The 14,648-nt window shown below is 72.4% G+C and carries 12 protein-coding genes; 8 read left to right on the plus strand and 4 right to left on the minus strand.

Annotation, left to right across the window (positions count from 1 at the left end; genetic code table 11):
- The first annotated feature begins 76 nt into the window (after positions 1–76).
- Positions 77–2,587 (plus strand): RelA/SpoT family protein, encoded by a 2,511-nt coding sequence (locus ACFV0G_RS19920; RefSeq protein ID WP_380549170.1) that lies wholly within the window; start codon positions 77–79, stop codon positions 2,585–2,587.
- A gap of 86 nt (positions 2,588–2,673) precedes the next feature.
- Here the strand turns inward: ACFV0G_RS19920 and ACFV0G_RS19925 are convergent, their stop codons facing one another.
- Together ACFV0G_RS19925 and ACFV0G_RS19930 are read right to left on the minus strand one after the other, a co-directional pair.
- Positions 2,674–3,903, minus strand: coding sequence for a DUF349 domain-containing protein (locus ACFV0G_RS19925; protein ID WP_380549173.1), 1,230 nt, complete (start codon positions 3,901–3,903; stop codon positions 2,674–2,676).
- Between the two features lie 255 nt (positions 3,904–4,158).
- On the minus strand, positions 4,159–4,962 hold the full coding sequence (locus tag ACFV0G_RS19930) for a peptidylprolyl isomerase (protein WP_380549176.1): 804 nt from the start codon (positions 4,960–4,962) through the stop codon (positions 4,159–4,161).
- Between the two features lie 247 nt (positions 4,963–5,209).
- On the opposite strand from ACFV0G_RS19930, the gene ACFV0G_RS19935 reads away from it, so the two are divergent.
- From ACFV0G_RS19935 to ACFV0G_RS19950, 4 genes are all read left to right on the plus strand, one after another.
- Positions 5,210–5,926 carry an MBL fold metallo-hydrolase gene (locus tag ACFV0G_RS19935; protein ID WP_380549179.1) on the plus strand — a complete coding sequence of 239 codons (717 nt, stop codon included), beginning with the start codon at positions 5,210–5,212 and terminating at the stop codon, positions 5,924–5,926.
- Positions 5,927–5,938: 12 nt separating this feature from the next.
- Entirely contained in the window at positions 5,939–7,201 is a 1,263-nt protein-coding gene (gene hisS / locus ACFV0G_RS19940) for a histidine--tRNA ligase (RefSeq protein ID WP_380549182.1), read from the plus strand.
- On the plus strand, positions 7,198–8,982 hold the full coding sequence (gene aspS / locus ACFV0G_RS19945) for an aspartate--tRNA ligase (protein WP_380549185.1): 1,785 nt from the start codon (positions 7,198–7,200) through the stop codon (positions 8,980–8,982). Before hisS ends, aspS begins: the two co-directional genes overlap by 4 nt.
- A gap of 98 nt (positions 8,983–9,080) precedes the next feature.
- The gene (locus tag ACFV0G_RS19950; RefSeq protein ID WP_380549188.1) at positions 9,081–9,587 is read left to right on the plus strand and encodes a GNAT family N-acetyltransferase; all 507 of its coding nucleotides are present in this window, start codon (positions 9,081–9,083) and stop codon (positions 9,585–9,587) included.
- On the opposite strand, the gene ACFV0G_RS19955 is transcribed toward ACFV0G_RS19950, so the two are convergent.
- Complete coding sequence (locus ACFV0G_RS19955) at positions 9,560–10,513, minus strand: LysR family transcriptional regulator (RefSeq protein ID WP_380549191.1); 954 nt, start codon at positions 10,511–10,513, stop codon at positions 9,560–9,562. The genes ACFV0G_RS19950 and ACFV0G_RS19955 overlap by 28 nt on opposite strands.
- Before the next feature lie 233 nt (positions 10,514–10,746).
- Between ACFV0G_RS19955 and ppk2 the strand changes: the two genes are divergently transcribed.
- Entirely contained in the window at positions 10,747–11,559 is an 813-nt protein-coding gene (ppk2, locus tag ACFV0G_RS19960; RefSeq protein ID WP_380549194.1) for a polyphosphate kinase 2, read from the plus strand.
- A 29-nt stretch (positions 11,560–11,588) separates the two neighbouring features.
- Here the strand turns inward: ppk2 and ACFV0G_RS19965 are convergent, their stop codons facing one another.
- Positions 11,589–12,089 carry a VOC family protein gene (locus ACFV0G_RS19965; protein WP_380549197.1) on the minus strand — a complete coding sequence of 167 codons (501 nt, stop codon included), beginning with the start codon at positions 12,087–12,089 and terminating at the stop codon, positions 11,589–11,591.
- Between the two features lie 103 nt (positions 12,090–12,192).
- Here ACFV0G_RS19965 and ACFV0G_RS19970 point away from each other — a divergent pair, with 103 nt between their 5' ends.
- Positions 12,193–13,542, plus strand: a complete 1,350-nt coding sequence (locus ACFV0G_RS19970) for a replication-associated recombination protein A (protein WP_380549200.1) — start codon at positions 12,193–12,195, stop codon at positions 13,540–13,542.
- A 331-nt stretch (positions 13,543–13,873) separates the two neighbouring features.
- On the plus strand, positions 13,874–14,488 hold the full coding sequence (gene rpsD / locus ACFV0G_RS19975; RefSeq protein ID WP_380549203.1) for a 30S ribosomal protein S4: 615 nt from the start codon (positions 13,874–13,876) through the stop codon (positions 14,486–14,488).
- Positions 14,489–14,648 lie beyond the last annotated feature (160 nt).

Genomic DNA, 14,648 nt, shown 5'->3' on the forward strand with positions numbered 1-14,648 from the left:
CTCCGGCCGCCGCCCGCGGCCGTGTGCGCCGGTCGCCCGCCGGGCGGCCGACCAGCCGGGCCGCACTCTCGGTACCATGAAGATTCATCCCCTCCCGGTTGTGCGACCGGCGGGTGCGACCGATGGCGCGACCGCCCGTCCGAGGGGAACGGCCCCGCGCCCCCGAGGAGTGTCCTTGCCCGACGAGGTTGTGCCCACGGCAGAGGCCGCAGGTCCCGAGAGCCGCCCGACGCCCTCCGGATCCTCCCCGGCACGGCCGGCGCCGTCGCCGTCGGTCCACCGCCCCTCGCCCGGCGGCATGCGCGCCCGCCTTGCCCGGCTCGGCGGCCAGCGCAGTACGGCCGTGAACCCCGTCCTGGAGCCGCTGTTCCGGACGATCCGGGCGCAGGACCCGAAGGCCGACCCCGTCCTGCTCAAGGACATCGAGCGGGCCTACGCGGTCGCCGAGAAGTGGCACCGCGGGCAGAAGCGCAAGAGCGGCGACCCGTACATCACCCATCCGCTGGCCGTGGCCACCATCCTTGCCGAGCTCGGCATGGACGCCCCCACCCTGATGGCGGGGCTGCTCCACGACACCGTCGAGGACACCGACTACGGGCTGGAGACGCTGCGCCGCGACTTCGGCGACTCGGTGGCGCTGCTGGTCGACGGCGTGACCAAGCTGGACCGGGTCAAGTTCGGCGAGGCCGCGCAGGCCGAGACCGTGCGCAAGATGGTCGTCGCGATGGCCAAGGACCCGCGGGTGCTGGTCATCAAGCTGGCCGACCGCCTGCACAACATGCGCACCATGCGCTACCTCAAGCGGGAGAAGCAGGAGAAGAAGGCCCGCGAGACGCTGGAGATCTACGCCCCGCTGGCGCACCGGCTGGGCATGAACACCATCAAGTGGGAGCTGGAGGACCTCGCCTTCGCGATCCTCTACCCCAAGATGTACGACGAGATCGTGCGCCTGGTCGCCGAGCGCGCCCCCAAGCGGGACGAGTACCTCGCGACCGTCATCGACCAGGTCCAGGGCGACCTGCGCGGCGCGCGGATCACCGCCCAGACCACCGGCCGGCCGAAGCACTACTACTCGGTCTACCAGAAGATGATCGTGCGGGGCCGCGACTTCGCGGAGATCTACGACCTGGTGGGCATCCGGGTCCTCGTCGACACCGTCCGCGACTGCTACGCGGCGCTGGGCACCATCCACGCACGGTGGAACCCGGTGCCGGGGCGGTTCAAGGACTACATCGCGATGCCCAAGTTCAACATGTACCAGTCGCTGCACACGACGGTCATCGGTCCCGGCGGCAAGCCGGTCGAACTGCAGATCCGCACCTTCGACATGCACCGCCGCGCCGAGTACGGCATCGCCGCGCACTGGAAGTACAAGCAGCGGGCGGTGGCCGGCACCTCCAAGGTCCGCACCGACACCCCGGCCTCCGCGCGGAAGCACGACAAGGCCGACGCGGTCAACGAGATGGCCTGGCTGCGCCAGCTGCTCGACTGGCAGAAGGAGACCGAGGACCCGAGCGAGTTCCTGGAGTCGCTGCGCTTCGACCTCTCCAGCAACGAGGTCTTCGTCTTCACCCCCAAGGGCGACGTGATAGCGCTGCCCGCGAAGGCCACCCCGGTGGACTTCGCCTTCGCGGTGCACACCGAGGTCGGCTACCGCTGCATCGGCGCCCGGGTCAACGGCCGCCTGGTGCCGCTGGAGTCGGAGCTGGAGAACGGCGACACCGTGGAGGTCTTCACCTCCAAGGCGGAGAACGCCGGCCCCTCCCGGGACTGGCTGACCTTCGTCAAGTCGCCGCGCGCCCGCAACAAGATCCGCGCCTGGTTCTCCAAGGAGCGCCGCGAGGAGGCGATCGAGCAGGGCAAGGAGGCCATCGCCCGGGCGATGCGCAAGCAGGGCCTGCCGATCCAGCGCATCCTCACCGGCGACTCGCTGGTCACCCTCGCGCACGAGATGCGCTACCCCGACATCTCCTCGCTCTACGCCGCGATCGGCGAGGGCCACGTCGCGGCGCAGTCCATCGTGCAGAAGCTGGTGCAGGCGCTCGGCGGCGAGGAGGGCGCCACCGAGGACCTCGCCGAGACGGCCACCCCGACCCACCAGAGCCGCTCGCTGCGCCGCCGCGCCAAGGGCGACCCGGGTGTGATCGTCAAGGGCGTCGAGGACCTCTGGGTCAAGCTGTCGCGGTGCTGCACCCCGGTGCCCGGCGACCCGATCGTCGGCTTCGTGACCCGCGGCAACGGGGTCTCCATCCACCGCTCGGACTGCGTCAACGTCGAGGCGCTGTCGCACCAGCCGGAGCGGATGATCGAGGTCGAGTGGGCGGCCACCCAGTCCTCGGTCTTCCTGGTCGCCATCCAGGTGGAGGCACTGGACCGCTCCCGGCTGCTGTCCGACGTCACCCGGGTCCTGTCCGACCAGCACGTCAACATCCTGTCCGCGGCGGTGCAGACCTCGCGCGACCGGGTGGCGATGAGCCGCTTCACCTTCGAGATGGGCGACCCGAAGCACCTCGGCCACGTCCTGAAGGCCGTCCGCGGCGTCGAGGGCGTGTACGACGTCTACCGCGTCACCTCGGCCAAGAAGTAGCCGCGCGCCGAGGGGCCCCGCCACACGCGGCGGGGCCCCCTCGACGTGCGAGGGGGCCCCGGGTCCGTACGGCGCGGCGCGCCGCGTCAGCCGCTGAACTCCTGCAGGCTCTTCTGGGCCTGCTCCAGCAGCGCCTCACGGCCGGCCAGCTCGTTCTCCAGCTTGGCGACCTTGCCGGCGTTGCCGGCGGTGCGGGCCTTCTCCAGATCGGCGCGGAGCTTGTCCACGGCCTGCTGGAGCAGCCCGGTCATGCCGGCCGCACGGGCCTTGGCCTCCGGGTTGGTGCGCTGCCACTCGGCCTCCTCGGCCTCGCGAACCGCCCGCTCGACGGCGTTCAGCCGGCCGTCCAGCTGGCCGCGCGCGGCACGCGGCACGTGGCCGATGGCCTCCCACCGCTCGTTGACGCCGCGCAGCGCCGCCTTGGCGGCCCGCAGGTCGGTGACCGGCAGGATCGCCTCGGCCTCGACCAGCAGGGCCTCCTTGAGCTTCTGGTTCTCGCCCTGCTCGGCGTCCCGCTCGCTGAACGCGGCGGACCGGGCCTGGAAGAAGACGTCCTGCGCGCCGCGGAACCGCGCCCAGAGCTCCTCCTCCGCGTCCCGCTGCGCCCGGCCGGCGGCCTTCCACTGCGCCATCAGGTCGCGGTAGCGGGCCGCGGTGTCGCCCCACTCGGTGGAGCCGGACAGCGCCTCGGCCTCGGCGACCAGCTTCTCCTTGGTCTCCCGGGCGTGCTCCCGCTCGTTGTCGAGCGCCGCGAAGTGCGACTTGCGGTGCTTGGAGAACACCGAGCGGGCGTGCGAGAACCGGTGCCAGAGCTCGTCGTCGCTCTTGCGGTCCAGGCGCGGCAGGCCCTTCCAGGTGTCCACCAGGGCGCGCAGCCGGTCGCCGGCCTCCCGCCACTGGGTCGACTCGGCGAGCTGCTCGGCCTCGGCGACGAGCGCCTCCTTGGCGGCGCGGGTCTCCTCCTGGGCCTTGGCCCGGGCGGCCCGGCGCTCGGTCTGCCGGCTCTCGATCTCGCCGGCCAGCGTGTCGAGGCGCTTGGCGAGCGCGTCCAGGTCGCCGACGGCGTGCGCCTCGGTCACCTGCGCCCGCAGGTGGTCCAGGGCGACCTGGGCCTCCTTGGCGGCCAGGTCGGTCTTGCGGACCCGGTGCTCCAGCAGGCCGATCTCGGCCTCCAGACCCTGGTACTTGCGCTCGAAGTAGGCGAGGGCCTCCTCCGGGGAGCCCGCCTGCCAGGAGCCGACGACGCGTTCGCCCTCGGCCGTCCTGACGTACACGGTCCCCTGCTCGTCGACACGGCCCCACGGGTCGCTGCTCACAGCGCCTCCTCCACATGACGTCCCGACCGCGCCGGCGGTGCGGGGTACGTCGTCCACAGTTGAATTCGCGGCGGACTCGAGTCCGCCGTCCACACCGCCGAGAGCTGCCGAGGGTGACGGCCGACGGTCAGGGCACCCTATACAACAGCAACATAGGCGACCAGCGTCGGTGCTGTCCGCATCCGGGCCGGTCGATTTCCGGCGTGCTGCGCCCCGGGCCGCGGCCGGCGGCCCGGGGCGCACTGGCCGGACGGATCAACCCTTGGCCGTGGTGACCGAGTTGAGCACGACGTTGGCGTTCGGGGCGCCGTCGCCGGTGCCGCCCTGGACGCCGCCGCCCGCGATGTTCTGCAGCACGTCCAGGCCGCCGGTGATCTTCCCGAACGGGGTGTAGTTCGGGGGGAGCTGGGTGTCCTTGTAGACCAGGAAGAACTGGCTGCCGTTGGTGCCCGCGCCCGCGTTGGCCATCGCGACGGTGCCCGCCGGGTAGGTCGCGCCGCTCAGGTTCTCGTCGGCGAACTGGTAGCCCGGGCCGCCCGAACCGGTGCCGGTCGGGTCGCCGCACTGCAGGACGTAGATGCCCTCGGTGGTGAGGCGGTGGCACTTCGTGTGGTCGAAGTACTGCTGGCCGGCCAGGTAGACGAACGAGTTCACGGTGTGCGGCGCCTTGGCGGCGTCCAGCGAGATGGTGACCTTGCCGCAGCTGGTGTCCAGCGACATGGTGTAGTTCGCCTTGGTGTCGATCGACATCGCCGGCTCGGCCTTGAACTGCTTGCCGTTCGGCTGCCCGGCGGCGGGCGCGTTGCAGCCCTTGACCGGCGCGGCCGTCGCGGTCGGGGTGGCCGCCGCCGTCGGCGCCGCCTGGGCGCCGGACTTCTTGGACGAGTCGAAGAGCCCGCCGGCCCAGGCGCCGCCGGCCGCCAGCACCACGACCGCGGTCACCGAACCGACCAGGACGTTGCGCTGCTTGCGCTTGCGATCGGCCTCGGCACGGCGCTCCATCTGCCGCTCGTACTTCTCCCGGGCGAGCTGCCGCCGCCGCTGTTCGCTGCTGACCACCGAGCGTCTCTCCTACTGCTGATGAGCGGGTCATGGGTTCCGGTGCGGATCATCGCACCCACCGGCGGCCAAGTGTAAGGACATCGTGCGTCAGTACGAGATGAAGCGGAGATGAGAACCGGCCGGACCGCCCGGGCGGCGCCACCCCTATCTGGTTCGCTCCCGGTGCCGTGCCGCCGGTAGGCTGCGGTGTGACCAGGCGGTGACATCGCGGACCCCGCCTACCCGACCGAGAGTAAGGAATCGCGTGTTCGTCGCCGGATTTCCCGCCGGAGCCTGGGGCACCAACTGCTACCTGGTCGCTCCGGCCGCCGGCGAGGAGTGCGTGATCGTCGACCCCGGCCACGAGGCCGCGCAGGGCGTCGAGGAGCTGATCCGCGAGCACCGGCTGAAGCCCGTCGCGGTGCTGCTCACGCACGGGCACATCGACCACATCGCCTCCGTGGTCCCGGTCTGCGGCGCCCGCGGCGTACCGGCCTGGATCCACCCCGAGGACCGCTACATGATGGCCGACCCGGCCCGCGGCCTGGGCCGCTCGCTCGGGCAGCAGATCATGGGCTCGATCACCGTCGGCGAGCCGGACGACGTCCGCGAGCTGAAGGACTGCGCCGTCCTGGAGCTGGCCGGCCTGGAGCTCACCGTCGACCACGCGCCCGGCCATACCAGGGGGTCGGTGACCTTCCGGACGCCCTCCGCCGACGACATCCCGCCGGTGCTGTTCTCGGGCGACCTGCTGTTCGCCGGCTCCATCGGGCGCACGGACCTCCCCGGCGGCGACAGCACGGCGATCATGGACTCGCTGGCCCGGGTGTGCCTGCCCCTCGACGACGCGACCGTGGTCCTCTCCGGCCACGGCGCCCAGACCACCATCGGCCGTGAGCGCGCCACCAACCCCTACCTCCAGCAGGCGGCGGTGGGCGCCGGCTCCGCCGGGAGCACAGCCTTCCCGCGACGAGGAATGTGACGGAAGACGACGTTGAGCACCTTCAGCGCCCCCAAGGGCACCTACGACCTGCTGCCGCCCAGCTCCGCGACCTACCTGGCGATCCGCGAGCGCCTGGCCGCGCCGGCCCGCCGCGCCGGCTACGGCTACATCGAGACCCCGGTCTTCGAGGACGTCAAGCTCTTCTCCCGCGGTGTCGGCGAGTCCACCGACATCGTCACCAAGGAGATGTTCTCGCTGACGCAGCGCGGCAAGGAGGACCTCGCGCTGCGCCCCGAGGGCACCGCCTCGGTGCTGCGCGCCGCGCTCCAGGCCAACCTGCACAAGCTCGGCAACCTGCCGGTCAAGCTCTGGTACTCCGGCTCCTACTACCGCTACGAGCGCCCGCAGGCCGGCCGCTACCGCCAGTTCGCCCAGGTCGGCGCCGAGGCGATCGGCGCGGAGGACCCGGCGCTGGACGCCGAGCTGATCATCCTGGCCGACGACGCCTTCCGCTCGCTGGGCCTGCGCGACTACACGCTGCTGCTCAACAGCCTCGGCGACAAGCAGTGCCGCCCGATCTACCGCGCCGCCCTGATCGAGTTCCTGGCCGGCCTCGACCTCGAGGAGGACACCCGCCGCCGCGCGGAGATCAACCCGCTGCGCGTCCTCGACGACAAGCGCGAGTCCGTCCAGGCCCAGCTCACCGGCGCGCCGATGCTGCGGGACTTCCTCTGCGAGGACTGCAAGGCGTACGACGAGCAGGTCCGCGCGCTGCTCACCGCCAACGGCGTGGCCTTCACCGACGACCCCAAGCTGGTCCGCGGGCTGGACTACTACACCCGCACCACCTTCGAGTTCGTGCACAACGGCCTCGGCGCGCAGTCCGCGGTCGGCGGCGGCGGCCGCTACGACGGCCTCTCCGAGATGATCGGCGGACCGGCGCTGCCCTCCGTCGGCTGGGCCCTCGGCGTGGACCGCACCTACCTCGCGATGGAGGCCGAGGGCATCGTCCTCGACCTGCCCTCCGCCACCGCCGTCTACGCCGTCGCGCTCGGCGAGGAGGCCAAGAACGTGCTCTTCGCCAAGGTGGTCGAGCTGCGCCGGGCCGGCGTCGCCACTGACCTCGCCTTCGGCGTCAAGAGCATCAAGAACGCCATGAAGTCCGCAGACCGCTCCGGCGCCCGCTTCGCGCTGATCGCCGGGGACCGAGATCTCGCCGCCGGTGTCGTCCAGCTCAAGGACATGACCACCGGCGAGCAGGTCCCCGTCGCACTGGAAGCACTCGTATCCACCCTGAAGGAGAAGCAGCTGTGATCCGCACGCACGACGCGGGCACGCTCCGCGCGGAGCACGCCGGAACGACCGTCACCCTGGCGGGCTGGGTCGCCCGCCGCCGCGACCACGGCGGCGTGGCGTTCATCGACCTGCGCGACGCCTCCGGCACCGTGCAGATCGTCGTCCGCGACCTCGACTCGGTGCACGGCCTGCGCGCCGAGTACTGCGTCAAGGTCGTCGGCGAGGTCCGGGTCCGCCCCGAGGGCAACGAGAACCCCGACATCGCCACCGGCGCCGTCGAGGTGGTCGTCAGCGCGATCGAGGTGCTCTCCGAGGCCGCCCCCGTCCCGTTCCCGGTCGCCGAGTACGAGCCCGGCACGGTCAACGAGGAGGTCCGGCTGCGCTACCGCTACCTGGACCTGCGCCGCGAGGGCCCGGCCCGCGCGCTGCGCCTGCGCTCGAAGGTCAACAACATCATCCGCCGGGTGATGGAGGAGAACGACTACCTCGACATCGAGACGCCGTACCTCACCCGCTCCACCCCCGAGGGCGCCCGCGACTTCCTCGTCCCGGTCCGCCTGCAGCCGGGCTCCTGGTATGCCCTCCCGCAGTCGCCGCAGCTGTTCAAGCAGCTGCTCATGGTGGCCGGCATGGAGCGCTACTACCAGATCGCCCGCTGCTTCCGCGACGAGGACTTCCGCGCCGACCGGCAGCCGGAGTTCACCCAGCTCGACATCGAGGCCTCGTTCGTCGACCAGGAGGACATCCTGGCCCTCGGCGAGAAGGTCATCGGCGCGATCTGGCGCGAGGTGCACGGCTACGAGATCCCGAACCCGCTGCCGCGGATGAGCTACGCGGACGCGATGTCCCGCTACGGCTCGGACAAGCCGGACGTCCGCTTCGGCCAGGAACTCACCGACCTCACCGAGTACTTCAAGGGCACCGAGTTCCGCGTCTTCCAGGCGCCGTACGTCGGCGCGGTGGTCATGCCCGGCGGCGCCTCGCAGCCCCGCAAGCAGCTGGACGCCTGGCAGGACTGGGCCAAGGCGCGCGGCGCCCGCGGCCTCGCCTACGTCCTGGTGGACGCCGAGACCGGCGAGCTGCGCGGCCCGGTGGCCAAGAACCTCTCCGAGGAGCACCTGGCGGGCCTGGCCGCCGCGGCCGGTGCCAAGCCGGGCGACGCGGTGTTCTTCGCGGCCGGCAAGAAGACCGCCTCGCAGGAGCTGCTCGGCGCGGCCCGGCTGGAGATCGGCCGCCGCTGCGAGCTCATCGACGAGTCGAAGTGGGCCTTCCTCTGGGTCGTAGACTTCCCGATGTTCGAGCCGATCGAGGACGACAAGGGCGAGTTCCAGGGCTGGCACGCGGTGCACCACCCGTTCACCGCGCCCACCGCGGAGTCGCTGGCGACCTTCGACACCGACCCGGGTGCCGCGCTCTCCAACGCCTACGACCTGGTGCTCAACGGCTCGGAGCTGGGCGGCGGTTCGATCCGTATCCACCAGCGCGACGTGCAGAAGCGGGCGTTCGACGCGATCGGCCTCTCCGAGGAGGAGGCGGCCTCGCAGTTCGGCTTCCTGCTCGACGCGTTCAACTACGGCCCGCCGCCGCACGGCGGTGTCGCCTTCGGCCTGGACCGCGTGGTGACGCTGCTGGGCGGGTACGACACCATCCGGGACGTCATCGCCTTCCCGAAGACGTCCACCGGCGGCGACCCGCTGACCGGCGCCCCCACCCCGATCACCCCGGCGCAGCGCCGCGAGGCGGGCGTCGACGCCAAGCCGAAGTCCGAGGCGAAGTCCGAGGCCGAGCCCAAGGCGTGACCTCGGTCGGCTAACCTTTCCCGGCCCCGGACAGTGCGAGTCGGCACTGTCCGGGGCCTGTCCACAGCGGCGTGCGACAACAGAAGGGTCTTCCCACCATGGCCGTGCGTACCAGAGTCGAGCTGCCCTCGGACGCCCCCGCGACCCGGCGGGTGCACATGGCTGCCTTCCCCGGACCGGACGAGGCCGACCTGGTGGACGCGCTCCGCCGCGACCCCGCCTGGCTCCCCGAGCTCTCCCTGGTGGCCGTCGACAGCACCGAACTCGTCCTCGCCCACGCACTCTTGACGCGCCTTCAGGTCGGCGACGGATGGGGGCTGGCGCTCGCCCCGGTCGCCGTCGCACCGGAGTGGCAGCGCAAGGGCGTCGGCGCGCTGGTGGTGCGCGCCGCGATCGAGGCGGCCGAGCAGGCCGGCGAGCGCCTCGTGGTCGTCCTCGGCGACCCGGGCTACTACGGCCGGTTCGGCTTCACCCCGGCCTCCCAGCACCGGATCTCCGGCCCCTACGAGGTCAGCGACGAGTGCTTCCAGGTGCTGCCGCTGACCGGGTACGACGGCACCCCGAACGGGCTGTGCCGCTACCCGGCCCCGTTCGACGGGGTCTGAACGGCGGGACCGGTGGGCCCGACCCGCCCGCCGACCGCGACCGTCTCCCGGCAGCTGCGCACGAAGGCCTCCGCGGCCCGGGTGAGCAGCCGGCCGGCCGGCCAGTACAGCCCGACCCGGCTCGGGCTCAGCCCCCGCACCGGCCGGTAGACCACCCCGGCGCGCTGCGAGAGGCGGCCGATCGTGGCCGGGGCGAACCCGATGCCCTGGCCGCAGGCCACCGCCGTCGCCCACTCGTCCGGGTTGTGCGCCACCGCGCCGATCCGCACCGGGTGCCCCCGGCGCTCCTCGACGCCGAGCCAGTAGTCGCGCCAGAAGCCGGCCTCCCGCGGGATGGCCACGAACGCCTCGTCCAGGAGTTCGACGAGGTCCAACTCGTCCCTCCCGGCGAGCCGGTGACCGGTCGGCAGGGCGACCCAGCGCTCCTCCACGCCCAGCGGGGCGCAGTTGTACATGCCGTCCAGCACCCCCGGCGGTGCGTGCCACAGCGCCAGGTCGATCTCCCCGGAGGCGAGCCCGGAGCTGGAGTCGAACCAGTTGTTCTGCCGCAGCTCCACCCGCCAGCCGGGCATGTGCCGGCCGAAGGCCTCCACGGTCGCCAGCCCCACCAGGTTGATGGTGGCCCCCTCGAAGCCGACCCGGAGCGTCCCGCTGCCCAGCGTCGCGGTCTGCCGGGTCGCCCGCAGCGCCTGCTCCCAGGCGGTCAGCAGGGCCGGCACCCGGGCCGCCAGTTCGTGCCCGGCCGGGGTGGGCGTCATACCGGCCCGGGACCGCTCGAACAGCTCCACCCCGAGCACCGTCTCCAGCTGGCGGACCTGCTTGGTGAGCGTCGGCTGCGACACGACGAGCCGGGCGGCGGCCGCGGTCAGCTGGCCCTCCTCGTAGACCGCCGCGAAGTACCGCAGCAGCCGGGTGTCGATATCCATGCCGACAGGTTATGGACCGGGTGATTGGACCGCCCCGCCGGGGTTGCGCCAGAGTGGACCGCCCGATCACGGGGGACGGGCACCGGCAGTGCAGGGGGCTGCCGGTGCCTTCCATTTCCCCGCCCTCCCGCCGCCCTCCCGCCGCCAGCCGCCCGGCCTCCGTCCGGCCGGTACGGACTGCGGTGACCCGCCGTCACCCGTACCGTGGGAGCCCGGCGGCGATCGGAGGCGCGGTGGCGGAGAAGACCAAGCGGGGACGGCTGGGCAGAAAGCCGTACGAGGAGGAGCTCGCCAGGCTCCAACTGGAACTCGTCCGGCTCCAGGAGTGGGTGCGCGCCGAGGGCGCCCGGCTGGTGGTGGTCTTCGAGGGCCGCGACGCGGCCGGCAAGGGCGGTGCCATCAAGCGGGTCACCGAGTACCTCAACCCGCGCATCGCCCGGATCGCCGCGCTGCCCGCCCCGACCGAGCGCCAGCGCGGCCAGTGGTACTTCCAGCGCTACGTCGAGCACCTGCCCGCCGCCGGCGAGATGGTCCTGTTCGACCGCAGTTGGTACAACCGGGCCGGCGTGGAGCACGTCATGGGCTTCTGCACCGAGGAGGAGTACCGGCTCTTCCTGCACCAGGCGCCGCTGTTCGAGCAGATGCTGACCGAGGCGGGCATCCTGCTGCGCAAGTACTGGTTCTCGGTGAGCGACACCGAGCAGGAGCGGCGCTTCCGGGACCGTCTGGCCGACCCGATGCGACGCTGGAAGCTCTCGCCGATGGACATCGAGTCGATCACCCGCTGGGAGGACTACTCGCAGGCCAAGGACGAGATGTTCGCCCACACCGACATCCCCGAGTCGCCCTGGTACGTGGTGGAGAGCGACGACAAGCGGCGGTCCCGGATCAACATGATCGCCCATCTGCTGTCGTCCGTGCCGTACCGGGCGGTGGAGCCGCGCGAGGTCGTCCTGCCGCCCCGCCCGGAGCCGCGCGGCTACCGCCGCCCGCCGCGCCACCTGCAGACGTACGTCCCCGACCACGCGGCGGGCCTGGCGCGTTGACCGCGGCCCGCCGCCCGGCCGGGCGCGGGTCAGGTCGCCGAGCCGGCCGCGGCGCCGGTGGCCAGGTCCGGGCCCCACCGCTCCAGCGAGGCGTCCAGGTCGAGCGGGCCCGGCCGGGCGTCGGAGTCGGCGGCCGGCCAGTCCTCGCGGGGCACCCGCCACATCAGCTCGAACTCGTTGCCGTCCGGGTCCTTGGCGTAGAAGGACTTGGAGACCAGGTGGTCGGTGGAGCCGACCAGCGAGCCCAGCTCGGCCAGCCGGGCGCCGACCGCCGCGAGCTCGCGGAGCGTGCCGACCTCCCAGGCCAGGTGGTATAGGCCGACCCGGCCCTGCTCCGGGCCGGGCGCACCGGCGCCGATCGCGAACAGGCCCAGGTCGTGGTCGTTGAGCGTGCCGGGCGCCGAGAGGAAGGCGGCCCGGCCGGGGATCAGGTGGTCGACCCGGAAGCCGAACACGTCGGTGTAGAACGCCACCGAGCGGTCGACGTCGCGGATCCACAGCACCGCGTGGTTCAGGCGGCGGACGGTCATGGCGGGGCTCCTCGTGCCGGGGGGAGCAACCAGCGTACGCCCTTGAGTTCAAATTCGAACTACCGGGTCCGGTCCGTCGGTGCCGTCGCATACCCTTGCGCCCGTGGACGAACCGGACCTCTTCACCGCCGCAGCCGAGGAACGCCAGACCAAGGAGCCCGGCCGGGCCCCGCTCGCCGTGCGCATGCGCCCCCGGACGCTGGAGGAGGTCGCCGGGCAGCGCCGGCTGCTCAAGGACGGCTCCCCGCTGCGCCGCCTGGTGGCCGGGTCCAAGGGCCCGGCGGCCACCAGTTCGGTCATCCTCTGGGGCCCGCCCGGCACCGGCAAGACCACCCTGGCGCACGTCATCAGCCAGGCCGTCGAGGGCCGCTTCGTCGAGCTGTCCGCCATCACCGCGGGCGTCAAGGAGGTCCGCGCGGTGATCGACGGCGCCCGCCGCGCCGTCGGCATGACCGGCCGCGAGACCGTGCTCTTCCTGGACGAGATCCACCGCTTCTCCAAGGCCCAGCAGGACTCGCTGCTGCCCGCCGTGGAGAACCGCTGGGTCACCCTGATCGCCGCCACCACCGAGAACCCCTACTTCTCGGTGATCTCCCCGCTGCTCTCCCGCTCGCTGCTGCTCACCCTGGAGTCGCTCACCGACGACGACGTCCGCTCCCTGCTGCGCCGAGCGGTGGCGGACGAGCGGGGGCTGGCCGGTGCGGTCGAGCTGACCGCGGAGGCCGAGGACCACCTCGTCCGGCTCGCCGGCGGCGACGCCCGGCGGGCCCTCACCACCCTGGAGGCGGCGGCCGGTGCCGCCCTGGAGCAGGGCGCCGGCGAGATCACCCTCGCCGCCACTGAGACCGCGATCGACCAGGCCGCCGTCCGCTACGACAAGGACGGCGACCAGCACTACGACGTGGCCAGCGCCCTGATCAAGTCGATCCGCGGCAGCGACGTGGACGCCACCCTGCACTACCTGGCCCGGATGATCGAGGCGGGGGAGGACCCGCGGTTCATCGCCCGGCGGCTGATGATCTCCGCCAGCGAGGACGTCGGCCTGGCCGACCAGGCGGCGCTCGCGACCGCGGTCGCAGCGGCCCAGGCGGTCGCCATGATCGGCTTCCCGGAGGCACGGATCATCCTCGCCGAGGCCGCCATCGCGCTGGCGCTGGCGCCCAAGTCCAACGCCGCGTACCTGGCCATCGACGCCGCGCTCGCCGACGTCCGGCAGGGCCTGGCCGGCCCCGTTCCGCCGCACCTGCGGGACGCCCACTACGGCGGCGCCGGCAAGCTCGGCCACGGCAAGGGCTACCAGTACCCGCACGACCTGCCCGAGGGCATCGCCGCCCAGCAGTACGCGCCGGACGCGGTGCACGGCCGGGACTACTACCACCCGACCCGGCGCGGCGGCGAGGCCCGCTACGCGGACACCGTGGAGTGGACGCGGGGCCGGCTCCGGGGGGAGTGATCCGGGCCGCCGCGGCGGCGGTATACTCGGCGGGAGTGCCATGTCCCGGGCACGGCGGCGAGCGCGAGCCCGCCGACCGTCCGCACCAGCGGGGCACCGGCCACGAGGCCCCTCCTCCGGGAGGGCCTCCAGGAGCGTCGTGCACCGGTTTCGGTGTCGCGATCGGCCCACCACCCCAGCGGACGGTGGGCCGATCGTGTGCAAGCACATGTGTGCCCGGCTCGGAGAGCGGCTGACCACCCCCGCGTGGTTTTTCTCCGGGTCGCGAGAGGCGGCCTCCGTCAACACCTGGTGAAGCCGTATTCGCAAAACCGAAAGAGGTATTGGTTCCATGGCGAACCAGAAGCGCCCCAAGGTCAAGATCGCTCGTGCCCTGGGCATCCCGCTGACCCCGAAGTCCGTCAAGTACTTCGAGGCCCGCCCGTACCCGCCCGGCCAGCACGGCCGCGGCCGCAAGCAGAACTCTGACTACAAGGTCCGTCTGACCGAGAAGCAGCGTCTGCGCGCCCAGTACGACCTCAGCGAGAAGCAGATGGCCCGCGCCTTCGAGTCCGCCAAGAAGGTCGAGGGCAAGACCGGTGAGGCGCTCGTCGCCCTGCTGGAGACCCGTCTCGACGCCCTGGTCCTGCGTTCGGGCATCGCCCGCACCATCTACCAGGCCCGTCAGATGGTCGTGCACGGCCACATCGAGGTCAACGGCAGCAAGGTCAACAAGCCGTCGTTCCAGATGAAGCCGGGCTACGTCGTCACGGTCAAGGACAAGTCCAAGGAGAAGGTCCCCTTCCAGGTGGCTCGCGAGGGCGGCAACGCCGGCGAGGGCCAGACCCCGAAGTACCTCGAGGTCAACCTGAAGGCCCTGGCCTTCCGCCTGGACCGCGCGCCGCAGCGCCGCGAGGTCCCGGTCGTCTGCGACGAGCAGCTGGTCGTCGAGTACTACTCGCGCTGACCCGCGAGCAGTATCCGTACTGCACCACCGAGCCCCGCGCCGCCGTCCGGCCGCCGGGGGGGCGGCGCGCGGCGGGGGCCCGGCGGCCCGCGCGCGGGGGTAAACCAAAAACCCCCCCCCACGCGGGCGGGCTCCGGGGCTTGCGGCCTCGGGGGGGAAT

The organism is Kitasatospora sp. NPDC059571 (assembly GCF_042735675.1).
GTDB lineage: Bacteria > Actinomycetota > Actinomycetes > Streptomycetales > Streptomycetaceae > Kitasatospora.

What these genes read in the sequence shown, in the direction of transcription:
- ACFV0G_RS19955 (WP_380549191.1), bottom strand. Translation starts at nt 10,513, where the DNA reads ATGGATATCGACACCCGGCTGCTGCGGTACTTCGCGGCGGTCTACGAG.
- rpsD (WP_380549203.1), top strand. Translation starts at nt 13,874, where the DNA reads ATGGCGAACCAGAAGCGCCCCAAGGTCAAGATCGCTCGTGCCCTGGGC.
- ACFV0G_RS19920 (WP_380549170.1), top strand. Translation starts at nt 77, where the DNA reads ATGAAGATTCATCCCCTCCCGGTTGTGCGACCGGCGGGTGCGACCGAT.
- ACFV0G_RS19950 (WP_380549188.1), top strand. Translation starts at nt 9,081, where the DNA reads ATGGCCGTGCGTACCAGAGTCGAGCTGCCCTCGGACGCCCCCGCGACC.
- ACFV0G_RS19965 (WP_380549197.1), bottom strand. Translation starts at nt 12,089, where the DNA reads ATGACCGTCCGCCGCCTGAACCACGCGGTGCTGTGGATCCGCGACGTC.